Origin of the sequence: Kitasatospora sp. NPDC057904 (assembly GCF_042887925.1) — a bacterium.
In the GTDB taxonomy this organism is placed as follows: Bacteria; Actinomycetota; Actinomycetes; order Streptomycetales; family Streptomycetaceae; genus Kitasatospora.
The window spans coordinates 317,493-338,804 of the sequence record NZ_JBHVOL010000010.1; the positions used below are offsets into that span (position 1 = coordinate 317,493).

The following is a 21,312-nucleotide window of genomic DNA, read 5'->3' on the forward strand; positions in this document are numbered from 1 at the left end:
TCATGAGTGGAATCCTCGAGGGCAAGCGGATCCTCATCACCGGGGTGCTGATGGAGTCCTCCATCGCCTTCCACACCGCGAAGCTCGCCCAGGAGCAGGGCGCGGAGATCATCCTCACCGCCTTCCCCCGCCCGAGCCTGACCGAGCGCATCGCCAAGAAGCTGCCGAAGCCGGTCAAGGTCCTGGAGCTGGACGTCTCCAGCCCGGAGCAGCTGGCCGGCATCGCCGACCAGGTCCGCGAGACCCTGCCGACCCTGGACGGCATCGTCCACTCGATCGGCTTCGCCCCGCAGGACGCCCTGGGCGGCAACTTCCTGGACACCCCGTGGGAGTCCGTGGCCACCGCGATGCACGTCTCCGCGTACTCGCTGAAGTCGCTCACCATGGCGCTGCTGCCGCTGATGCAGGACGGCGGCTCGGTCGTCGGCCTGACCTTCGACGCGCAGTACGCGTGGCCGCAGTACGACTGGATGGGCCCGGCCAAGGCCGCCCTGGAGTCGACCAACCGCTACCTGGCCCGTTACCTGGGCGCGCGGGACATCCGCTGCAACCTGATCTCGGCGGGCCCGATCGGCTCGATGGCCGCCAAGTCCATCCCGGGCTTCGGCGAGCTGGCCGACACCTGGAACCAGCGCTCCCCGCTGAAGTGGGACCTGAGCGACCCGGAGCCGGCCGGCCGCGGCGTCGTCGCGCTGCTGTCGGACTGGTTCCCGAAGACCACCGGCGAGATCGTCCACGTCGACGGCGGTCTGCACGCCATCGGCGCCTGAGGCGCCCGCTCCACCGACGCCGCTGCCCGGCACCCCCTCCGTGGGGGTGCCGGGCAGCGGCGTTCTCCGGCCTTCCCGGCGTTCTCCGGGCTTCCCGGCGTTCTCCGGGCTTCCCCGTGGCGGGCGGATCAGGCGTCGGCGGTGCCGCAGGCCCCGATCGCCCGGCCGGCCTCGACGGAGGCGCGCTGGGCGTCGCCGGCCCGGATCGCGTCGAGGATCGTGTCGTGGCCGATGTAGCGCTCGGCGATCAGCTCGGGGCCGACGTCGTGCCGCAGGTGGGCGCGGGTCACCTCGCCGAGGTCGGCGTAGACGGCGGCCAGCACGTCGTTGTGGGCGGCGGCGACCACGGCCTGGTGGAAGGCGGCGTCGGCCTGGACGAAGTCCTCGGCGTCGCCGGAGTGCCAGGCGGCCTCGCGGCGGGCCAGCGCGGCGTCCAGGAGGCCGAGGTCGCGCGGGGTGCGGCGGACGGCCGCCAGGCCCGCGGCGGAGGTCTCCAGGGCCGCGCGCAGCTCGGCGACCTGCGCCTGGTCGGCGTCGGCGAAGCGGCGGTGCATGACGCCGGCGAGCTCGCTGGTGGCGAGGACGTAGGTGCCCGAGCCCTGGCGGATGTCGAGCAGCCCGTTGTGGGCGAGGGCGCGGACGGCCTCGCGGACGGTGTTGCGCGCGACGCCGAGCTGTTCGACCAGGGCGGCCTCGGTCGGGATGCGCGAGCCGACGGGCCACTCGCCGGAGGTGATCTGGGCGCGCAGCTGCGCGATCACCTGGTCGGACAGCGGGGTGCGCCTCGGCGAGGACAGCGCCACGGGGGACTCCTAGCGGCTTCGGGGCGGTGGACGGGGCCCGGTGGACTCCGGCGGGCCGGTGGATGAACGGTCGGCACATCATGCCAATTCCGTGGTGCGTCAATTCATCCCATCATTCTATGATGGTGCCCATGCCTCCCGCAGCAGACACCACCACCACCCCCCGAACCGAGGTGCGGCCGCAGACCGAGCGGCCCACCGCCACCCCCAGCCCCCTCGTCGTCGGACTGTTCGCCGTCGCGATCGCCGCCGCCGCCTTCAACCTCCGTCCCGTCGTCACCAGCCTCGGGCCACTGCTCGACCAGGTCCGCTCCGGCCTCGGGATGAACGCCACGGTCGCCGGACTGCTCACCGCCGTGCCGTCGCTGTGCTTCGGCCTGTTCGGCTTCGCCGCGCCCACGATGGCCCGCCGGATCGGCCCGATCGCGGTGATCACCGCCGGCATGGGCGCGATCACCGCGGGCGTGCTGGCCCGCTCCTTCGCCGGCGGCACCGCGGTCTTCCTGCTGCTCACCGCGCTCGCGCTGGCCGGTGTCGCGGTCTCCAACGTGCTGATCCCGGTGGTGATCAAGCGCTACTTCCCGGCCAAGGTCGGTCCGATGATCGGCCTGTACTCCATGTCGCTGTCGGCCGGCACCTCCCTGGCCGCCGCCGTCACCGTGCCGCTGACCAGCGCCCTGGGCGGCGACTGGCGCTACGGCCTCGGCGTCTGGGCCGTCCTCGGCGCCGTGGCGCTGGTGCTCTGGACCGTCGTCGCCGTGGCCAAGCGCGAGCGCGGCGGGAAGGCGGGCGGGCCCGCCGCCGACAAGCTGCCGATCACCCGCAGCCGGACGGCCTGGGCGATGGCCTGCTTCTTCGGCCTCCAGGCCACCGGCGCCTACGTGGTCATGGGCTGGCTGCCGAAGATCTTCCAGGACGCCGGCGTCGACAAGGGCACCTCGGGCGTACTGCTCGCGGTGACGATGGTGATCGGCGTGCCGGTCTCCTTCGTCCTGCCCAACCTGGCCGCCCGGCGCGGCGACCAGCGGCTGTTCGTCGTCGTGCTGGCCTCCTGCGGCATCGCCGGGTACGCCGGGCTCGCGCTCGCCCCGGCCGCGTTGCCGTGGGTGTGGGCCGTCCTGGTGGGCCTGTCCAACTGCGCGTTCCCGCTGGTGCTGACGATGATCGGGCTGCGCGCCCGGACCGCGGGCGGCGTCGCCCAGCTGTCCGCCTTCGCCCAGGGCGTCGGCTACCTGATCTCCATCCCGGGCCCGATCCTGATCGGCCGGATCTACCAGGTGACGGGCCAGTGGTACTGGCCGCTCGGCTTCCTCGCGCTGCTGCTGGTGCCGCAGATGCTGTTCGGCCTGCGGGCCGCGATGGCCCGGCACATCGAGGACGAGGCCCTGGCGCCGAAGGTGCCGGCCAAGGTCTAGAGGTTCGTCCACCTTCCCCGGTTCGTCGCCCGGTCGGCTCTGTGCGGCGGGGCCGGGCCGGGGAAGGTCAAGGGCCGGCCAAGGGCGAGGGGGCGGGGGTCGGCGGGCGCGTCCGGGGTGGGAGAATTCCGGACATGCCCGTTCTCGAACCGAACCCGACCGACGGCCGCAAGCAGCTCGGCCGCATCGCCCTGGCGTTTGCCGGCATCGTGGTGCTCGTGGCGATCATCGCCACGATCGCCGCCGGCATGGGCTGACCGGCTCCGCGACCCGGCCCGGGCCCCGGCCGTCCGGCGGGAGAACTCCCGGTGAACGGCGCATGATGGCACCCGCCACCCCTGGGAGTGGCGGCAACCGGGAGCGTCGCGCCCCCGGACGGCTTTTCTGCCAAGCTTGCTGGGTATGAGCGCCGACACGCCCCGCAGGATCATCGTTCTCCGCCACGCCAAGGCCGACTGGCCCAACGGCGTCGACGACCACGAGCGGCCGCTGGCCGACCGGGGCCGCAACCAGGCCCCGGACGCCGGCCGCTGGCTGGCCGACTCCGGGATCAACCCCGACTTCGTGCTCTGCTCCACCGCCCTGCGCACCCGCGAGACGTGGAAGCTGGCGGCGCACGAGCTGCCCAAGCGGACCCGCAGGACCGTGTACGAGGAGCGGATCTACGAGGCCAGCCCGGGCGAGATCATCGCCGTCCTCCACGAGACCCCGGAGGAGTACGCGGACGTGGTGCTGGTCGGGCACAACCCGGGCGTGCTGGGTCTGACCCAGGTGCTGGCCGGCGACGCGGGCGACCCGGACGCGCTGGACCGGCTGCGGCTCGGCGGCTTCCCCACGGCGGCGATCGCGGTGCTCAGCTTCGGCGGCTCCTGGAAGGACGTCGAGCCGGGCGTGGCCGAGCTGGTCTCCTACCACACGCCGCAGGACTGACGCCCGGACGTCTCCTTCGACGGGAGCGACGGGAGCGACGTGAGGGGCGCGCGGACTCGGTCCGCGCGCCCCTCACCTTCGTCTCCGGCCGCCCGTGCGGGCCTTCGGCGGACTACTCGGCCGGGCCGCCGTCGACGGTGTCGGCCGCCTCGACCTCCTCGCGGGTGATGCCGAGCAGGTACAGCACGGTGTCCAGGAACGGCACGTTCACCGCGGTGTCGGCGGCCTCGCGCACCACCGGCTTGGCGTTGAACGCCACCCCGAGGCCGGCCGCGTTCAGCATGTCGAGGTCGTTGGCGCCGTCGCCGATCGCGACCGTCTGCTCCAGCGGCACCTTGGCCTGCTCGGCGAACCGGGCCAGCCAGCGGGCCTTGCCCGCGCGGTCCACGATCTCGCCGACCACCCGGCCGGTGAACTTCCCGTCCGCCACCTCCAGGGTGTTGGCCGCCGCGAAGTCCAGCCCCAGCTGCTCCACCAGGTGGTCGGTGACCTGCGTGAACCCGCCGGACACGATCGCCACCTGGAAGCCCAGGCGCTGCAGCGTGCGGATCAGGGTGCGCGCCCCCGGCGTGAACCGGACCTCCGCGCGCACCTTCTCCGTCACCGAGGCGTCCAGCCCGGCCAGCAGCGCCACCCGGGCGCGCAGCGACTCGGCGAAGTCCAGCTCGCCGCGCATCGCCGCCGCCGTCACCTCGGCGACCTCCTCCTCGCAGCCCGCGTGCGCCGCGAAGAGCTCGATCACCTCGTCCTGGATGAGCGTCGAGTCGACGTCCATCACCACCAGGCGCTTGGCGCGGCGCTCCAGGCCGGCCGCGACCACGGCGACGTCGACCCGCTGGGCCGCCGCCTCCTGGGCCAGCTCGCCGCGCAGCTCGTCGGTGGCGACACCGGACACGGCCAGCTCGACCGCCGTCACCGGGTACTTGGCGAGGCGGAAGACGCGGTCGATGTTGCCGCCCGCCGCGGTGATCCGGGAGGTGAGCGCCGAGACCGCGGCGGCGGTCAGCGGGTGGCCCAGCACCGTCACGTGCGAGCGGCCCTCGCGGCGCGGCCGGTTGTCGCCGATGCCGGAGATGATCTCGGCCTGGAGCTTCTGCTCCTCCGACCAGCGGTGCACGGTGGCCCGCAGGCCGCCCTCGGCGCCGGGCGCGGTGGGCGGGGTGACCAGGGCGCACAGCGTGATCCGGCCACGCGTGACGACCTGTTCGATGTCGATCACGTCGACGCCGAAGCCGGCCAGGGTGGCGAAGAGGCCGGCCGTGATGCCGGGGCGGTCCTTGCCGAACACCTTGACGAGCAGGGTGCGCTCGTCCTCGGTCCGGGGCTGCGAGGCGGGGGAAGGCTCAGCGGCCAAGGGCGATGCGTTCATGGTGGGTCCCACGCTACCGGGCGGGAAGGGCCCGCAGGGCACCCGTCCACCCCCCGGACGCACGGGTCGGGGGTGCCCGGAGCGCGTGTGCGGGAACCGGCCGACGTGCAGGTGACGGGGAGGTGGCGTGGGGGTGCGGCGAAGCCCGGGACACCGCGCCGTCCGCGAATCGTTGCCGCCTGGTCACAGTCCCCAGGGGCGACTTTCGTCAACGGTCCGTCGGCTGGAATGATTCCCCCGTCAGTTACAGGAAGTACGCACCCCCGGCCGGGGGACACAATCGGGGGACCGAGAGAGCGGGGCAGGCGAGCAGTGCCGCAACTCGTCATTGAGATCAACGGACAGCAGCGGACTCTGGAGCCGGGGCGGTCCTACACCATCGGGCGCAACCCGCAGTCGGACTTCCCGTTCGACGACGCGCGGGTCTCCTGGCACCACGGGACCATGTCCTTCAACGGGACCGGCTGGCAGCTGGACGACCACGGCAGCACCAACGGCACGTACGTCGCCGGTGCCCGGACCCAGCAGGCCCAGCTGTTCCCGGGCGCCGTCGTCAACCTCGGCAACCCGGAGAACGGCCCGCGCCTCTCCTTCTCGGCACCCGTCCAGTCCGCCGCCCCGCAGGCGCCCGCCTGGCACGAGGCCGCCACCAGCCGCAGCAACGCGCCGGCGCCGCAGCAGGCCGCGCAGCAGCAGGCGTGGGGGCAGCAGGCCCAGGACCCGTACCAGCAGCAGCCCGAGCCGTGGGCCGCGCAGCAGCAGGGCGGCTTGCCGCAGCAGCAGGCCGCGCAGCCGCCGTTCCCGCAGCAGCAGGGCTTCCCCGCCCAGCAGCAGGGCTTCACGCCCCAGCCCCAGCCGCCGCACGGCGGTGGTGGCGGCGGCCCGCAGCCGACGATGATCCGCAACCTGACGTCCGCGATGCGCACCGTCCGGATCGGCCGCGCGCTCGACAACGACATCGTGGTCTCCGACCTCCAGGTCTCCCGCCACCACGCCGAGCTGCGCCAACTGCCCGACGGCCGCTACGAGATCGTCGACCTCGGCAGCCACAACGGCATCTTCCTCAACGGCCAGCAGGTGCAGCGCCAGCTGATGGGCCCGCAGGACCGGCTGACCGTCGGCCACTCCAGCTTCGTGCTGGTCGGCGACCAGCTGCAGGAGTTCGTCGACGACGGCGCGGTCTCCTTCTCCGCCCGCCACCTGACCGTCGAGGTCGAGCACAAGGGCGCGAAGAAGATCCTGCTCAACGACGTCAGCTTCGGCGTCCCGGAGAAGTCCCTGGTCGCCGTCATCGGCCCGTCCGGCTCCGGCAAGTCGACCCTGCTGCGCGCCCTCACCGGCTACCGCCCGGCCGACCGTGGCGAGGTGCTGTACGACGGCCGCAACCTCTACAAGCAGTTCGCCGAACTCCGCTCCCGCATCGGCCTGGTGCCGCAGTCGGAGATCCTGCACCGCGAGCTGACCGTCCGCAAGGGCCTCAAGTACGCGGCCCAGCTGCGCTTCCCCGGCGACACCGAGGCCCGCGAGCGCGACGCCCGGATCGACGAGGTGCTCTACGAGCTGCGCCTGGACAAGCGCGCCGACAACAAGATCACCGCGCTCTCCGGCGGCCAGCAGAAGCGCGTCTCGGTCGCCCTGGAGCTGCTCACCAAGCCGTCGCTGATCTTCCTGGACGAGCCCACCTCGGGCCTCGACCCGGGCATGGACCGCGAGGTCATGCAGATGCTGCGCGGCCTGGCCGACGACGGCCGCACGATCCTCGTCGTCACCCACTCGGTGGCCGAACTGGCGCTCTGCGACCGCCTGCTGGTGATGGCGCCGGGCGGTTCGGTGGCCTACTTCGGCCCGCCGGACGAGGCGCTGCACTTCTTCGGCTACGAGACCTGGGCGGACGTCTTCCAGGCCTTCGAGAACTACCCGGACCACGACTGGGCCGGCCGTTACCGCGGTTCGGTGCACTACCAGCAGTACTCCGCCCCGACCGTCGAGGCGGGCGAGGTCCAGCACGTCCAGGTCGCCCAGGAGGCCATCAAGCCGCCCAAGCCGCAGAGCTGGGGCTCGCAGCTGTGGACCCTGATGCGCCGCTACATGTCGGTGCTGGCCTCGGACCGCGGCTTCCTCGCGCTGTCGGTGCTGCTGCCCGCGGTCATCGGCGCGGTCAGCGTGCTGATCCCCAACGAACCGGGGCTCGCTCCGAACCCCAAGTCGCAGCTCCACCTTAACAACGGGGCCGCGACGATCCTGCTGATCCTCGCGATCGGCGCCTGCTTCTCCGGCGCGGCCAACTCGGTCCGCGAACTGATCAAGGAACGGGCGATCTACGAACGGGAACGGGCCACCGGCCTGTCCCGCTCGGCGTACATGATGTCCAAGATCATCGTGCTGGGCATCTTCAGCGTGATCCAGGGCGCGATCATCTCCGCCGTCGGCTTCCTGCCGCGCAAGCTGCCCGCGCACGGTCTGATCGTCGCGAACACCCCGCTCGTCGAGATGACGATCGGCATGATCCTGCTGAGCTTCGCCGCGATGATGTTCGGCCTGATGATCTCCGCGCTGGTCAAGACCGCCGAGAAGACCATGCCGCTGCTGGTCATGTTCGCCATCATCCAGGTCGTCTTCACCGGCTGCCTCTTCCAGATCTTCGGCAAGCCCGGCCTGGAGCAGGTCGCCTGGCTGATGCCGGCCCGCTGGGGCACCGGCATCGTGGCCACCACGCTCGACCTGTCGCACCTCATGGGCCCCTGGAACAAGGACTTCCAGAACCCGAACTACGACCCGCTGTGGACGCACTCCGTCGCGCAGTGGTCGATCGACGCCGGCGTGCTGGTCGCCATCTCGGTCGTCATCGGCATCATCGTGACGCGCCTCCAGCGCCGGCACGAGCCCGAGGTCATGCAGAAGGGCTGAGGCCCGCGCCTGTCCGCCCGAGGGGCGGCTCTCCCGACCGGGAGGGCCGCCCCTCCTCGCGTTCCGGTCCTCGCGTTGCGGTTTTTTGCGCTCCGGTCTTCGAGTGGCGGGTCCTCGCGTTGCGGTCTTTGCGCTCCGGTCTTCGCGCTCCGGTCTTCGCGCTCCGGGCCCATCGGCCTAGGTCCCCGGACCTGCGACCTAGGCGGCTGCGGACGGACGCGGGGGCCGGGGGCGCGGCGGTAGGTTGGCGGTATGTCCAGCGCGCCCAGTGACCACCGCCCGGCGGCCGGTCCGCTCACCGACGGTCCGCTCACCGACGGTCCGCCGCTCGACGGCCGGATACCGGTCGGTCACTCCCACGACGACCGGCTGCCGGCCTGCGACCCCTGCCTGGCCGGCATCGAGGCGGTGAGCCGGGCGCTGCTCGCGATGAGCCGGCACCTGGAGGTCCGCGAGGTGCTGCGCCGCATCACCGCCTCCGCCCGGGAACTCCTCGGTGCCGAGTACGCGGCCCTCGGCGTCCCCGACGACCACGGCGGCTTCGCCCAGTTCGTCGTCGACGGCATCACCGACGAGCAGTGGCGCGCCATCGGCCCGCTGCCCCGGCAGCACGGCGTGCTCGCCAAGATGCTCCACGAGACCGGGCCCACCCGGCTCGCCGACGTCCGTCAGGCCCCCGCGTTCGGCGGCTGGCCCGCCGCGCACCCCGAGATGGACGCCTTCCTCGGCATGCCCGTCCTCGACACCGACGCCGCCGAGGACGAACCGCAGGTCACGGGCGTCATCTTCCTCGCCAACAAGCGCGGCGGCGGCCTCTTCACCGACCACGACGAGGAACTGCTGCGGATACTCGCCGCCCACGCCGCCCTCGCCCTCTCCAACGCCCGCCTCTACGAGCGCAGCCGGGAACTCACCCTGGCCGGCGAGCGCGCCCGCATCGCCCACGACCTGCACGACGCCGTCTCGCAGAAGCTCTTCTCGCTGCGGCTCACCGCCAAGGCGGCCGCCAAGCTCGTCGACCGCGACCCGGTCCGGGCCCGCGCCGAACTCGCCGAGGTCGCCCGGCTCGCCGCCGAGGCCGCCGACGAACTCCGCGCCGTCGTCGTCGAACTGCGCCCCGCCGCCCTGGAGGAGGACGGGCTGAGCGCCACCCTCGCCTCCCAGGTCCAGGTGCTCGACCGCGCCCACACCGCCGACGTCGCCTTCGTCGCCGACGGCGTCCGCGCCATGCCGCCGGCCCAGGAGGCCGCACTGCTGCGGGTCGCCCAGGAGGCGCTGCACAACGCGCTGCGCCACTCCGGCGCGCGGCGCGTCACCGTCACCCTGCTCGGCACGCCCGAGCGCGGGGCCGTCCTCCAGGTGCGGGACGACGGTCAGGGGTTCGACCCGGAGTCCGTCCGCCGGGCCGGCAAGCACCTCGGGCTGGCGTCGATGCGCGACCGCGCCGCCGCCGTCGGCGGCCGGCTCACCCTGGAATCCGCCCCCGGTCGGGGCACGCTCGTCGAGATGGAGGTCCCCGGTGCCTGACAGCACGCCACCGATCCGCGTCCTGCTCGTCGACGACCACCAGGTCGTGCGGCGCGGCCTGCGCACCTTCCTGGAGGTGCAGGACGACATCGAGGTGGTCGGCGAGGCCGCCGACGGCGCCGAGGGCGTCGAGCGGGCCCGCGAGCTCGACCCGGACGTCGTCCTGATGGACCTCAAGATGCCCGGCGTCGACGGGATCGAGGCGCTGCGCACGCTCAAGGGCGAGGGCAGCCGGGCCCGGATCCTGATCGTCACCAGCTTCACCGAGCACCGCACGATGGTCCCCGCGCTGCGGGCCGGCGCCGCCGGGTACGTGTACAAGGACGTCGACCCGGAGGCGCTCGCCGGGGCCATCCGCTCGGTCCACGCCGGCCACGTCCTGCTCCAGCCCGAGCTCGCCGAGGCGCTCCTCTCCGACGACGGCCCGCGCGCCCCGCAGGGCCGGGGCGGGACGCTCACCGAGCGCGAGCGGGAGGTGCTGGGGCACATCGCGGACGGGCGCTCCAACCGGGAGATCGCGCGCAGCCTGCACCTGTCGGAGAAGACCGTGAAGACGCACGTGTCGAACATCCTGATGAAGCTGGACCTCGCCGACCGCACCCAGGCCGCGCTCTGGGCCGTCCGGCACGGGGAGGGCCGGGAGGCGTAGGGCGTCCCGCTGGGGCGTGCGGCCGGGGCGTGCGAGGGGTGCCGTCGCGCTGTGCCGGGTGGGAGGTAATCCGGGGCGAGGGACGCGAGGAACGGTTCTGGCGTATGCCGTTCGGCAGGGGGAGGGCGGAAATGACGTGATGGGGCGTCAGGGCGGTGTGCCAGGCTGAGCGCCGACATCGAACCCGGGGGAGGACCTGATGAACGCGCCGCGCAGCGAGTACGGGCCCGTCGTGCTTGCCAACGAACTGGAGCTGACGCACCGCCTGTTCGAGCGGGCCAAGCACCTCGGCCTGGTGCCGCCGCCGGACGTCGAGGACCGGCGGTGGTCCCCGGCGGCCGTGGAGCCCCTGCTCGAACGCCGCGCCGACATCGCCGCCGCGCTGGCGGCGGACGTCGCGGAGCGGGCCGCGAAGCTGGCGCAGGAGACGGCCCGCGAGCGCGATGCCTACGGTCCCGAGGTCCTGCGCCGACGGCTCGGGCTGGTGCGCTGGCAGTTCGACCAGGCGCGGGAGCGCGGGCTGATCCCCGAACCGGACGTCGACGGCCGGGCCTGGTCGGCCGCGGCGGAGGCCGAGCTGCGGGCCGGCGCCGCCGAGCTCACGGCCGCGCTGGGCGCCGTCCCCCGGGTGGGCGCCGGCAAGGCCGCCGTCGCCCTGGGCCACACCACCGGCCTCCCGGTGACGGCGGACGACATCCGCCGGCTCGCCGAGGCCGGGGCGCTCCGCGCCTCCGGCGAGTTCCGCGGCCACCCCACCTACAGCCGCGAGGCGTTGGCGGCGGTGCCGGAGGCCGCCGTCGAGGAGGCGGTCACCGAGCGGCTGCGCCGCGCCGAGACCGAGGCGGAGGCCGCCGCCGCGCTGCTGCGACAGCGGATGGCGGAGAGCCTGTCGGCGGCGGAGGCGGCCGAGCAGCTGGGCTGGTCGGCCGCGCGGTTGGAGGCCGCCGTGGCGAAGGGCGGGCTGACCCGGGCCCGGGACGGGCGGTACGACCGGGCGGAGGTGATGGCACTGGTGGCGGCCGATCCCTGGCGGTAGGGCGGCAGGCGGGTGCTCCGGCGAGTGCTGCGCGGCGGTCCGGCGGGTTGGGCGGTCGGCTCGGTCGCGGGCGCGGGGTGCTGGGTGCTGCGCGGTGGCGGCGTAAGCCGGGCGGTGGGCGCGGGTCCGGTGTTGGGCGCTGCGCGGTGGCCGGGCGCTGGGGCAGTGGGCTCGGCCGCGGGTGTTCCGGCGAGTGCCGGCGGCGGTCGGGCTGGTCGGGCGGTGGGTGCGAGCTCGGTGCTGTGCGGTGGCCGGGCCTCCAGCGGCCTCTCTGCACGGTGGCAGGCGGGCGGCGTTGGCGCAGGGCTCGCGGTCGGGTGGTGCGGGCGCGGGGCCCGCGCATGGCTGCTTTCCGGCCATGTCTTCGTTACCCCGGCCCGTCCCGCGCGCGGGAAGTCGGTCCGCCCGACCTCCCGCGCGGGTGCGGTGCCGTGAGGCCCAGAGGGGCTCAGTGGGGCTCAGCTGTCCTGGCGCTCGTCCACGAGGGCGTTGTAGGCGGCCACCTGGGCGCGGCGGGCGGTGCGGCGCAGCGGGTCGAGGACGGACTGGCGGGCGGCCATCTCCGAGGCGCTGACCGCCGCACCGTGGCTCCCGGCGGCGATCGTCAGGAGCGCGGACACCTGGCGGGCGGACTCCAGCACGCGCACGGCGCGGGCCGGGTAGCCGGGCGCGAGCAGCTCGGCGTGCCCGCGGCGGCGGTAGGCGTCCAGGGCCTGCAGGGCCTCCGGTCCGGCGCCGGCCACGTCGAGGCGGGTGAGCAGGCGGGTCGCCTCGCGCAGCCCGTCGGCGAGCTCGCGCTCGGCCTCGTACAGGGACGGCACATCGGCCGGCGGGCCGTCGTTGACCGTCGAGCAGCGCCACAGCACCGTCGCCGAGCGGTCCCCGGCCGGGCCGAAGACCTCGACCTCGGGCACCAGCCCGAGCGGTGCACCGACCGCCAGGACGGCCTCGCCCGCGCCCATGGCCCGCTCGTTGAACGCCGCCGGGCCGGTCAGTCCGAGCGGGTGCCCGGCCGAGGGGAGCGCCAGCCGCAGGCCCTGCACGCCGAGCACCCGCAGCCGGCCGAGCGCCCACGTGAGCCCGTGCTGCTCGCCCGGCTCGTCGCCGGGCAGGCCGGTCACCCGGTGGACCTCGTCGTCGCCGAGGACGGCCGCGGCGGCGTTGTCCGGCGGGACGAGCCCGGCGAGCAGGGCGTTGCCCCAGGCGGTCAGCCGCCCCGAACGGGGCTCTTCGTACGGATTGTCGGCAGGAGTCGCGAGCATCCGGCCAGCCTACGGAATCGGCGGTCATCCGCGTGGCGTAGGTTTGCCCATGCGCGTGCGGCGCACCGACCCCGTGCCCACCGGCTGCCGGAGTAGGCTCGCCGCCCGCACCGACGGCCGAAAATCTTGTATTGGGGAAGGCGTAGGCATGAGCGACGTGCTGGAGCTGGTGGACGTATCCGTGGTCCGGGAGGGGCGCGCGCTGGTCGACCAGGTCTCGTGGTCCATCTCCGAGGGTGAGCGCTGGGTCATCCTGGGCCCGAACGGCGCCGGCAAGACGACGCTGCTGCAGATCGCCTCCTCGTACCTGTTCCCGACCGCGGGCAAGGTCTCGGTGCTCGGCGAGAAGCTCGGCGAGATCGACGTCTTCGAGCTGCGCTCCCGGATCGGCCTGGCCGGTGCCGCGATGTTCGACAAGCTCCCCGCCGAGCAGACGGTGCTGCAGACCGTGCTCACCGCCGCCTACGGCATGACGGTCAGCTGGCAGGAGAGCTACGAACAGTCGGACGAGTCCCGCGCGCTCGCGCTGCTGGACCGCCTCGGCATGTCCAGCCTCACCGACCGCAAGTTCGGCACGCTGTCGGAGGGCGAGCGCAAGCGCACCCTCATCGCCCGCGCGCTGATGACCGACCCCGAACTGCTGCTGCTCGACGAGCCGGCCGCCGGCCTGGACCTCGGCGGGCGCGAGGACCTCATCCGCCGCCTCGGCGCGCTGGCCCAGGACGAGTTCGCGCCGGCGATGGCGATGGTGACTCACCACGTCGAGGAGATCGCCCCCGGCTTCACCCACGTCCTGATGATCCGTCAGGGCAAGGTGCTCACCGCCGGTCCGATCGACACCGAGCTGACCGCCCGCAACCTGTCGAAGTGCTTCGGCCTGCCGCTGACCCTGGAGCGCCACGGCGACCGCTGGTCGGCCCAGGGCCTGCCGCTGGGCTGAGCCCCCGTCCGACGACCGTCCGGCCCGCCACGGGAACCGGTCGCACGCGCGACCGGTTTCCGCCCCTGGACCTGCGGGAACTGTCCGCCACGAAGGCCCTTCGTCCCTAGGATGGATCCGTGGACAGCTGGATGTGGTGGCTCCTGGCCGCCGTCGGGCTCGGCATACCGCTGGTGCTCACCGCGATGCCGGAGTTCGCCATGTTCGCGGTCGGCGCGCTGGCCGCGGCCGGTGTGGCCGGACTGGGCGCGGGGGTGGTCTGGCAGACCCTGACCTTCGTGGTGTCCTCGGTCGCCCTGCTGGTGGTCGTCCGCCCGATCGCCTACCGGGAGCTCAGGAGGGGCCCGAACATCAAGATGGGCATCGAGGCGCTCCAGGGCGCCACCGCGGTCGTCGCGGAAACCGTCGACGGGGAGGGCGGACGGATCAAGCTGAACGGCGAGATCTGGTCGGCCCGCGCGCTCCACCCGGACTCGGTCTACCAGCCGGGGCAGCAGGTCGACGTCGTCGAAATCCAGGGCGCGACCGCCCTGGTCGTCTAGGGGAGAGTCCGTGGAACCCGTCCTTATCGTTTTGGTCGTCCTGGTCGTGGTGGCCTTCATCGCGCTGATCAAGACGATCCAGGTCATCCCGCAGGCCAGCGCCGCGATCGTGGAGCGCTTCGGCCGCTACACCCGGACCCTCAACGCAGGCCTGAACATCGTCGTCCCGTTCATCGACCGGGTCCGCAACCGCATCGACCTGCGCGAGCAGGTCGTGCCGTTCCCGCCGCAGCCGGTGATCACCCAGGACAACCTGGTCGTCAACATCGACACGGTGATCTACTACCAGGTCACCGACCCCCGGGCGGCGACGTACGAGGTCGCGAGCTACATCCAGGCGATCGAGCAGCTCACCGTCACCACGCTGCGCAACATCATCGGCTCCATGGACCTGGAGTCCACCCTGACCTCCCGCGAGGTCATCAACGCCGGCCTGCGCGGCGTCCTGGACGAGGCGACCGGCAAGTGGGGCATCCGGGTCAACCGCGTCGAGCTGAAGGCGATCGAGCCGCCGACCTCCATCCAGGACTCGATGGAGAAGCAGATGCGCGCCGACCGTGACAAGCGCGCCGCGATCCTCACCGCCGAGGGCCAGCGCCAGGCGCAGATCCTCAAGGCCGAGGGTGAGAAGCAGGCGGACGTCCTCCGGGCCGAGGGTGAGGCGCAGGCCGCGGTGCTGCGCGCCGACGGTGAGGCGGCCGCCATCCGGACGGTCTTCGAGGCGATCCACGACGGCGACGCCGACCAGAAGCTGCTCGCCTACCAGTACCTGCAGACGCTGCCCGAGCTGGCCAAGGGCGACTCCAACAAGCTCTGGATCATCCCCAGCGAGGTCGGCGACGCGCTCAAGGGCCTCGGCGGCGCCTTCACCGGTCTGACCGGCAACGGCGGCGCGAACGGCGGCGCGGTCGCGGCCCCCAGCGTCCCGGCCGCGGCGCCGGCGGCCCCGGCCGCCACCCAGGTGCCGATCGACCCGGCGGCCGGCCCGCGGCCGGTGGACATCGACAAGGGCGCGGCCCGGCCGCGGGTGGACCCGGCGCGCGAGTACCGCAAGATCGACCCGGAGTGAGCCGGCCGCGCTGACGCCGTGCGGCGCAGGCCGAGGCAGTGGCCGTCGTGAAACCGGGACCGAGGCAGTGGCCGCCGCGAGGCGGTGACGCGGGAGGGCCCGCCGTCGCACCGACGAGGTGCGGGGCGGGCCCTCGGCGTGTCCGGCGGGTGTTCCGCATCATGGTCGGGGCTGGTCGGTTCGGCGGACCGTCCGGCATGATCCCTTCGGACCCGGACGAAAGGAAGAGGTGACCCGTGACGCTCTGGGAGGCGATAGCCGTCCTGGTGGCGGGCGTCGGTGCCGGGATGATCAACGTGATCGTCGGCTCCGGCACCCTGATCACCTTCCCCGTCCTGCTCGCCGTCGGCATCCCGCCGGTCACCGCCAACGTGTCCAACTCCTTCGGCCTGGTGCCCGGTTCGCTCAGCGGCGTGATCGGCTACCGCCGTGAACTGGCCGACCAGGGCCGCCGCCTGCTGCGCCTCGGCACCGCCTCCCTGCTCGGCGGCCTGGTCGGCGCCGTGCTGCTGATCACCCTGCCGGGCGGCGCGTTCGACGCGATCGTCCCGGTGCTCATCCTGCTGGCGCTCGTCCTCGTGGTGATCCAGCCCCGGGTGGCCAAGGCCGTCGCCGCCCGCCGTCGCCCCGGCGGGGACCCGGACGGCAGCCTCGTCCTGATCGGCGGCGTCTTCCTCACCGGCATCTACGGCGGCTACTTCGGTGCCGCGCAGGGCGTCCTGCTGATGGCACTCATGGGCATGCTCCTCCAGGAGGGCATCCAGCGCATCAACGCCGTGAAGAACGCGCTCGCCATGATCGTCAACGGTGTGGCCGCGCTGTTCTTCCTCTTCACCTCGACGGTCGACTGGACGGCCGCCGGGCTCATCGCCATCGGTTCGCTGCTGGGCGGCCTGCTCGGCGCCAAGGTCGGCCGCCGCCTGCCGCCCACGGCGCTGCGCGCGGTCATCGTGGTGGTCGGCCTGGCGGCCGTCACCAAGCTGCTGCTGGGCTGACCCGGCCTCGCGGCACCGGGCCGGGGCCCCGGCCCGGGCGTATGTTCGTCGCAGTGCACGCCGATCCGCCGGCAGCGGATCCGACCAGGCTTGGAGCGCTTCGATGAGCAGCAGAGCACGGCTGACCGAGGACGAGATCGCGGCGGCCCTGACCGACGTGCCGCGGTGGTCCCGGGAGGGCGAGGCCATCGTCCGCACCGCCGACGCCCCGGACTTCCCGGCGGCGATCCGCGTCGTCGACGCCGTCGCCGAACAGGCCGAGGCGCTGGACCACCACCCCGACATCGACATCCGCTGGCGCACCCTGCGCTTCGTCCTCTCCACCCACAGCGCGGGCGGGCTCACCGGCCTGGACTTCACCCTCGCAGCCCGGATCGACGCGGCCCTGAGCGTCGAGTCCGCCGCCTGACGGAGGCCGGAGCGGGGCGCTCCGGTGGGCGTGAGATGCTGACTGCCGCAGTGCAGGCGGCTCGGGAGGGACGGAACGGATGGCGCAGGAGCCCTTCGGAGACGCCCAGCAGCAGGCGTGGTACCCCCAGCAGCAGGACTGGCAGGGCGGTTACCCCGAGCAGCAGCACGGCCGGCGGGCTCAGCACGTCCAGCAGGGGCACTGGCAGACGACCACCGGTTACGGGCAGGCCGAGTACGGGCAGACCGAGTACGGGCCGGGCGACTACGGCCAGGGCGCCGGGTACGGCGAGTACGGGCACACCCAGGACGGTCCGTCGGCGTACGGGCAGGGCGCCGGGTACGGCCAGGAGGGGCAGACCGCGTACGGGCAGGGCGGCTACGCCCAGGACCCGTACCAGCCTCACCAGCCCCACCAGCCGTATCACCAGTACCCCGGCTACGAGCAGCAGCAGTACTCCGAGTACGGAGAGTACGCCGCGTCCGACCCGCAGCAGCTCGCCGAGGACAGCCTGTACGTGCCGGCTGGCGCGGAGTACTCGGCCGACGGCTACGTGCACATCGAGTCCCCTGAGCCGGCGCCGGATCCCGCTGGACAGGGGGAGCCCGGGGCACCGGCCACCGCCGAGCCCGTCGTGTCGTCCCGGTCGGCCTCGCGCCGGGGTGGCGACAGCGGGGGGAAGGGCGGCAAGGGCGCCAAGGACGCCAAGGACTCCAAAGGCGGCGGCTCCTCGCTCGCGGACAGGGCCCGGGCCGCCGCCGACGCGGTGCTGACCGGCGAGCACGTGCCCAGCCGCAAGGCCCTCCTCGTCCGCACGGGCGCCGGCGTCGCCGCGCTGGGCGTCCTGATAGCGGCCGGCCTGATGGTCGGCATCGAGGGCAGCGGCAGCGCCTCCACGTCGGGTGGCGGGGGCGGCGAGCCCGGCTTCGCCGTCGCCCACACCAAGGCGTGGTCCGCGCAGCCGGCCGCGGCCGCGCAGCCCGGGGCGGACGACACGCTGGTCGGGAGCTGGCTGCTCGCCGACGCGGTGGTCCGGGCCGACGCCTCCGGCGTGCGCGCGTACGACCTGGCGGCGGGCAAGCCCGGCTGGTCGGTCGAGCCGCCGGCCGCCGGGGCCGTCCCGTGCGGGCTGTCGCCGAGTGTGAACCCGTCCGGCGTGGGCGCCGTGCTGTTCCGGGCGCAGGCGGATCCGAACAGCCCGTGCACGCTGCTCGCGGCGGTGGACACCAGGACCGGCAAGACCGCGTGGACGAAGACCCTCTCGGACGCCAAGGGCGCCTACACCGCGCACGTCGGCGTCACCGAGGACAAGATCGTGGCCGTCGGCGACGACCGGGCGATCGCCTGGGACGCGGCCGACGGCAAGGACGTCTGGCAGTACACCGGGCAGGGCAAGTTCTGCACGCTCTCCGGCGGGGTCACCGGCAAGACCGTGATGGTCGCCTCCACGTGCGCCGACTCGACCCCGGCCGGCCAGGCCGTCGCGCTCAACACGGCCGACGGCAAGGTCAGTTGGTGGCGTGGCCTGAACAACAACCCGAAGACGGTGACGGTGCTCTCCGCCGAGCCCGCCGTCGTCCTCACCACCGGCGAGAAGCCGGCCGACGACCGGGTGTTCGCGTGGGGCGCGAGCGGCGACCCGGCCGCCGAGATCCCGGTCAGCGGCGACGCCGGGCGCCTGGACGTCGCGCACGGCACGTTCTCGCCCACGCCCGGAGTCTTCTTCCAGGACCGGACGATGGTCACCACGCTGGTCCCGGCGAACGGCAACGGCGCCGTCGTCGCGGTCGGCTACGACCTCGACAGCGGGAAGCAGAGCTGGAAGGCCCCGGCCGCCGAGAAGGGCGTGCTGCGGGCGGTCACCCTCGACGGCGGCTCCCTCGTGCTCGCCGCCGACGAGCGCCGCGACCAGCCCGCCCACCTCTCCCGCTTCGCGGTGACCGGCGGCCACGAGTCGACCGGCGGCAACTTCCCGCCCGGCACCGGCTCGCTACTGATCTCGGGCCGGGTGCTGATCGGCGGCGGCAAGGTCGTCGTGGTGCCCGAGCACTCGGCGAACTTCGGTACGGCGGCCGGCTACCAGGCGAAGGGCTAGCCGACCGCCACCCGCAGGCGAAGCTAGGCCGCGGGTACGACCGGCAGCCAGTCGGCGAGCTCCCTGGCCTCCGAGTCGCGCAGGCCGAGCGCCAGCATCAAGGTCGCCTGCGGGGTCGGCACGAACGGGCGGCGCAGCAGTTTCATCCCCGCCTGCTCCGGTGTCCGGTCGGCCTTGCGCTGGTTGTCCTCGGCGCACGCGGCCACCGTGTTCAGCCAGCTGTCCTCACCACCGCGCGACCGCGGCTGCAGGTGGTCCACCGTGGTGGCCCGCCGCCCGCAGTACGCGCACAGGTGCTGGTCACGGGCCAGGACACCCCGCCGCGACCACGGCGCCTGTTGTCGGAACGGCACCCGTACGTAGCGTTGGAGTCTGATCACCCGCGGCACCGGTACGGTGACGCCGGTCCCCCGGACCGTGCGCAGCGGATGCGCCTGCTCCACCACCGCCTTGTCCTGGAGCACCAGGACCACGGCGCGCTGGAGCGACACCGTCGTCAGGGGCTCGTAGCTCGCGTTCAGAACCAGCGTGTTGCGCACCTCGGCACACCCTTCCCACGGGCGTGCCACGGCGGCACGACCGTCTCCACACACGTCACTGCCGCCGCACGGCGGTGGGACCACTCTGAATGGGCCCGCGGCCGACGAACAACGGAATTTCCGGTATCGAAGGGCACCCGGAGCCGGGCGGGGGTCGAGCGACCGGCTCCCGGCCGACGCGTCGGGGGAGCGGCGGACGGCGTCCCGGAGGAGCGGGGACGGAGCCTCGGGAAAACTCGCCGGCCGGGACCGCGTAGGCTTCATCAGGCTGGAGTCGTACCGACCCGGGGCCCGACCGAACCGGGCCAGTACCGGGCCGGACGCCCGATCGAAGGAGAAGCGTGACCGTGACGGACATCGTCGACGAGCTGCGGTGGCGTGGGCTGATCGCCCTGTCCACCGACGAGGACGCACTGCGCAAGGCGTTCGCGGACGGCCCGGTCACGTTCTATTGCGGCTTCGACCCGACGGCCCCCAGCCTGCACCTCGGCAACCTCGTGCAGATCCTCACCATGCGCCGCATCCAGCAGGCGGGGAACCTCCCGCTCGGCCTGGTCGGCGGCGCCACGGGCCTGATCGGCGACCCGAAGCCCACCGCCGAGCGCGTCCTCAACGACCCCGAGACGGTGGCCGCCTGGGTCGACCGCCTGCGCGGCCAGATCTCGCGCTTCCTCGACTTCGACGGCCCGTACGCCGCGCGCATGGTCAACAACCTGGACTGGACGTCCGGGATGTCCGCCATCAGCCTGCTGCGCGACGTCGGCAAGTACTTCCGCGTCAACAACATGATCGCCAAGGAGGCCGTCGCCCGGCGGCTCAACTCCGACGCGGGCATCAGCTACACCGAGTTCAGCTACCAGATCCTCCAGGGCATGGACTACCTGGAGCTGAACCGCCGTTACGGCTGCACCCTGCAGACCGGCGGCAGCGACCAGTGGGGCAACCTCACCGCCGGCACAGACCTGATCCGCAAGGCCGAGAGCAAGTCCGTGCACGCGCTGGCCACGCCGCTGATCGTCAAGGCCGACGGCACCAAGTTCGGCAAGACCGAGTCCGGCACGGTCTGGCTCGACCCCGAGCTGACCACCCCGTACGCCTTCTACCAGTTCTGGCTGAACGCGGACGACCGGGACGTCTCCAACTTCCTGCGGATCTTCAGCTTCCGCTCGAAGGCGGAGATCGAGGAGCTGGAGCGCGAGACCACCGAGCGCCCGGCCGCCCGCCTGGCCCAGCGCGCCCTGGCCGAGGAGCTCACCACCCTCGTCCACGGCGCCGACCAGTACGAGCGCGCGGTCGCCGCGTCCAAGGCGCTGTTCGGCCAGGGCGACCTCGCCGACCTGGAGGCCCCGACCCTGGCGGCGGCGCTGGCCGAGGTCCCCAAGGCCGAGGTCGCCGAACTCCAGCCGGTGGTCGACCTGTTGGTCGCCGTCGGCCTGGCGCCGAGCCGCTCGGCCGCCCGTCGGACGATCAAGGAGGGCGGCGCCTACCTCAACAACGTCAAGGTGACGGACGAGGAGGCTGTGCCGACCGAGGCCGACCTGCTGCACGGCCGCTGGCTCGTGCTGCGCCGGGGCAAGCGCAACCTGGCGGCGGCCGAGCTGACCGCGCCGGCGACGGCGTGACCGTGTGACTGCGTGACGCAGGCCGTGCGTCGCAGGCCATGTGACGCGAGTGGCGTGACCGAAACCCGACGCCGCTGAGCAGCGGCTTCGACGAGCGAGGGCGGGATCCAGCCGGATCCCGCCCTCGGCGTTTGACGATGTCGTCCAGGTGGCCTAGTGTTGAACGAGTCGCTGAAGCGGCCACACCACTTGGTAACCCCCACTCTCACCTCGAAGCCCATTAGCTTGGGTCGTTCGGCGTCTGTGCCGACAGGGTGAGCGTGAATTTCGGGTAACACCCGGAATGCGCTAATGTGGAGGTCGTTGCGGAAAGCGATCCCGGCCAGTTCGGGAAATCGGATGAATGAAACTCCGGAAAACGGAGCGGAAAACATCTGATAAGCTGGAAACACGAAAGAACGAAGCGCCCGGAGGGCCCGCTGGAAGGCGGCTC

19 protein-coding genes are annotated in these 21,312 nt (G+C 73.1%); 15 read left to right on the top strand and 4 right to left on the bottom strand.

What is annotated here, in order from left to right; translation table 11 throughout:
* The first annotated feature begins 2 nt into the window (after window positions 1-2).
* Window positions 3-770 (top strand): enoyl-ACP reductase FabI, encoded by a 768-nt coding sequence (gene fabI, locus ACFVSN_RS25960; RefSeq protein WP_329926381.1) that lies wholly within the window; start codon window positions 3-5, stop codon window positions 768-770.
* Window positions 771-898: 128 nt separating this feature from the next.
* Here the strand turns inward: fabI and ACFVSN_RS25965 are convergent, their stop codons facing one another.
* Window positions 899-1,573 (bottom strand): FadR/GntR family transcriptional regulator, encoded by a 675-nt coding sequence (locus tag ACFVSN_RS25965; RefSeq protein WP_380446243.1) that lies wholly within the window; start codon window positions 1,571-1,573, stop codon window positions 899-901.
* 131 nt (window positions 1,574-1,704) lie between these two features.
* On the opposite strand from ACFVSN_RS25965, the gene ACFVSN_RS25970 reads away from it, so the two are divergent.
* The 3 genes from ACFVSN_RS25970 to ACFVSN_RS25980 all read left to right on the top strand — a co-directional run bounded on the left by ACFVSN_RS25970 (window position 1,705) and on the right by ACFVSN_RS25980 (window position 3,918).
* Window positions 1,705-2,988, top strand: coding sequence for a CynX/NimT family MFS transporter (locus ACFVSN_RS25970; protein ID WP_387956681.1), 1,284 nt, complete (start codon window positions 1,705-1,707; stop codon window positions 2,986-2,988).
* Between the two features lie 134 nt (window positions 2,989-3,122).
* Window positions 3,123-3,245: an SGM_5486 family transporter-associated protein gene (locus tag ACFVSN_RS25975; RefSeq protein ID WP_380446241.1), complete on the top strand. Its 123-nt coding sequence runs from the start codon at window positions 3,123-3,125 to the stop codon at window positions 3,243-3,245.
* 145 nt (window positions 3,246-3,390) lie between these two features.
* Window positions 3,391-3,918, top strand: coding sequence for a SixA phosphatase family protein (locus ACFVSN_RS25980; RefSeq protein WP_380446240.1), 528 nt, complete (start codon window positions 3,391-3,393; stop codon window positions 3,916-3,918).
* Between the two features lie 112 nt (window positions 3,919-4,030).
* Here ACFVSN_RS25980 and serB read toward each other — a convergent pair whose 3' ends face one another.
* Window positions 4,031-5,287, bottom strand: a complete 1,257-nt coding sequence (serB, locus tag ACFVSN_RS25985) for a phosphoserine phosphatase SerB (protein WP_380446239.1) — start codon at window positions 5,285-5,287, stop codon at window positions 4,031-4,033.
* A 312-nt stretch (window positions 5,288-5,599) separates the two neighbouring features.
* On the opposite strand from serB, the gene ACFVSN_RS25990 reads away from it, so the two are divergent.
* The 4 genes from ACFVSN_RS25990 to ACFVSN_RS26005 all read left to right on the top strand — a co-directional run bounded on the left by ACFVSN_RS25990 (window position 5,600) and on the right by ACFVSN_RS26005 (window position 11,406).
* Entirely contained in the window at window positions 5,600-8,194 is a 2,595-nt protein-coding gene (locus ACFVSN_RS25990) for an FHA domain-containing protein (RefSeq protein ID WP_387602105.1), read from the top strand.
* Window positions 8,195-8,623: 429 nt separating this feature from the next.
* Window positions 8,624-9,721 (top strand): GAF domain-containing sensor histidine kinase, encoded by a 1,098-nt coding sequence (locus ACFVSN_RS25995; RefSeq protein ID WP_380446252.1) that lies wholly within the window; start codon window positions 8,624-8,626, stop codon window positions 9,719-9,721.
* A complete protein-coding gene (locus tag ACFVSN_RS26000; protein WP_380446237.1) occupies window positions 9,714-10,370 on the top strand; it encodes a response regulator in 657 nt (218 codons plus the stop codon). Before ACFVSN_RS25995 ends, ACFVSN_RS26000 begins: the two co-directional genes overlap by 8 nt.
* A 199-nt stretch (window positions 10,371-10,569) precedes the next feature.
* Window positions 10,570-11,406, top strand: a complete 837-nt coding sequence (locus ACFVSN_RS26005) for a hypothetical protein (RefSeq protein WP_387956682.1) — start codon at window positions 10,570-10,572, stop codon at window positions 11,404-11,406.
* 458 nt (window positions 11,407-11,864) lie between these two features.
* On the opposite strand, the gene ACFVSN_RS26010 is transcribed toward ACFVSN_RS26005, so the two are convergent.
* Entirely contained in the window at window positions 11,865-12,668 is an 804-nt protein-coding gene (locus ACFVSN_RS26010; RefSeq protein ID WP_387956683.1) for a hypothetical protein, read from the bottom strand.
* 148 nt (window positions 12,669-12,816) lie between these two features.
* Here ACFVSN_RS26010 and ACFVSN_RS26015 point away from each other — a divergent pair, with 148 nt between their 5' ends.
* The 6 genes from ACFVSN_RS26015 to ACFVSN_RS26040 all read left to right on the top strand — a co-directional run bounded on the left by ACFVSN_RS26015 (window position 12,817) and on the right by ACFVSN_RS26040 (window position 18,718).
* Window positions 12,817-13,608 carry an ABC transporter ATP-binding protein gene (locus ACFVSN_RS26015; protein WP_380499358.1) on the top strand — a complete coding sequence of 264 codons (792 nt, stop codon included), beginning with the start codon at window positions 12,817-12,819 and terminating at the stop codon, window positions 13,606-13,608.
* A 131-nt stretch (window positions 13,609-13,739) separates the two neighbouring features.
* The gene (locus ACFVSN_RS26020; RefSeq protein WP_380446251.1) at window positions 13,740-14,150 is read left to right on the top strand and encodes an NfeD family protein; all 411 of its coding nucleotides are present in this window, start codon (window positions 13,740-13,742) and stop codon (window positions 14,148-14,150) included.
* 10 nt (window positions 14,151-14,160) lie between these two features.
* The gene (locus tag ACFVSN_RS26025) at window positions 14,161-15,219 is read left to right on the top strand and encodes an SPFH domain-containing protein (RefSeq protein WP_380499359.1); all 1,059 of its coding nucleotides are present in this window, start codon (window positions 14,161-14,163) and stop codon (window positions 15,217-15,219) included.
* 236 nt (window positions 15,220-15,455) lie between these two features.
* Window positions 15,456-16,214 (top strand): sulfite exporter TauE/SafE family protein, encoded by a 759-nt coding sequence (locus tag ACFVSN_RS26030; RefSeq protein WP_387956684.1) that lies wholly within the window; start codon window positions 15,456-15,458, stop codon window positions 16,212-16,214.
* 103 nt (window positions 16,215-16,317) lie between these two features.
* Window positions 16,318-16,623, top strand: coding sequence for a 4a-hydroxytetrahydrobiopterin dehydratase (locus ACFVSN_RS26035; RefSeq protein ID WP_387956686.1), 306 nt, complete (start codon window positions 16,318-16,320; stop codon window positions 16,621-16,623).
* A gap of 79 nt (window positions 16,624-16,702) precedes the next feature.
* On the top strand, window positions 16,703-18,718 hold the full coding sequence (locus ACFVSN_RS26040) for a PQQ-binding-like beta-propeller repeat protein (protein ID WP_387956687.1): 2,016 nt from the start codon (window positions 16,703-16,705) through the stop codon (window positions 18,716-18,718).
* Between the two features lie 23 nt (window positions 18,719-18,741).
* Here the strand turns inward: ACFVSN_RS26040 and ACFVSN_RS26045 are convergent, their stop codons facing one another.
* Window positions 18,742-19,257, bottom strand: coding sequence for an HNH endonuclease (locus ACFVSN_RS26045; protein WP_329926410.1), 516 nt, complete (start codon window positions 19,255-19,257; stop codon window positions 18,742-18,744).
* A 347-nt stretch (window positions 19,258-19,604) separates the two neighbouring features.
* Here ACFVSN_RS26045 and tyrS point away from each other — a divergent pair, with 347 nt between their 5' ends.
* Complete coding sequence (gene tyrS, locus ACFVSN_RS26050; protein ID WP_387956695.1) at window positions 19,605-20,879, top strand: tyrosine--tRNA ligase; 1,275 nt, start codon at window positions 19,605-19,607, stop codon at window positions 20,877-20,879.
* Window positions 20,880-21,312 lie beyond the last annotated feature (433 nt).

Excerpts from the sequence above, each read along its gene's own strand:
- ACFVSN_RS25980 (WP_380446240.1), top strand. The coding sequence starts at position 3,391 with ATGAGCGCCGACACGCCCCGCAGGATCATCGTTCTCCGCCACGCCAAG.
- ACFVSN_RS26005 (WP_387956682.1), top strand. The coding sequence starts at position 10,570 with ATGAACGCGCCGCGCAGCGAGTACGGGCCCGTCGTGCTTGCCAACGAA.
- ACFVSN_RS26040 (WP_387956687.1), top strand. The coding sequence starts at position 16,703 with ATGGCGCAGGAGCCCTTCGGAGACGCCCAGCAGCAGGCGTGGTACCCC.
- serB (WP_380446239.1), bottom strand. The coding sequence starts at position 5,287 with ATGAACGCATCGCCCTTGGCCGCTGAGCCTTCCCCCGCCTCGCAGCCC.
- ACFVSN_RS26035 (WP_387956686.1), top strand. The coding sequence starts at position 16,318 with ATGAGCAGCAGAGCACGGCTGACCGAGGACGAGATCGCGGCGGCCCTG.
- fabI (WP_329926381.1), top strand. The coding sequence starts at position 3 with ATGAGTGGAATCCTCGAGGGCAAGCGGATCCTCATCACCGGGGTGCTG.
- ACFVSN_RS25970 (WP_387956681.1), top strand. The coding sequence starts at position 1,705 with ATGCCTCCCGCAGCAGACACCACCACCACCCCCCGAACCGAGGTGCGG.
- ACFVSN_RS25995 (WP_380446252.1), top strand. The coding sequence starts at position 8,624 with ATGAGCCGGCACCTGGAGGTCCGCGAGGTGCTGCGCCGCATCACCGCC.
- ACFVSN_RS26010 (WP_387956683.1), bottom strand. The coding sequence starts at position 12,668 with ATGCTCGCGACTCCTGCCGACAATCCGTACGAAGAGCCCCGTTCGGGG.
- ACFVSN_RS26015 (WP_380499358.1), top strand. The coding sequence starts at position 12,817 with ATGAGCGACGTGCTGGAGCTGGTGGACGTATCCGTGGTCCGGGAGGGG.
- ACFVSN_RS26020 (WP_380446251.1), top strand. The coding sequence starts at position 13,740 with ATGTGGTGGCTCCTGGCCGCCGTCGGGCTCGGCATACCGCTGGTGCTC.
- ACFVSN_RS25975 (WP_380446241.1), top strand. The coding sequence starts at position 3,123 with ATGCCCGTTCTCGAACCGAACCCGACCGACGGCCGCAAGCAGCTCGGC.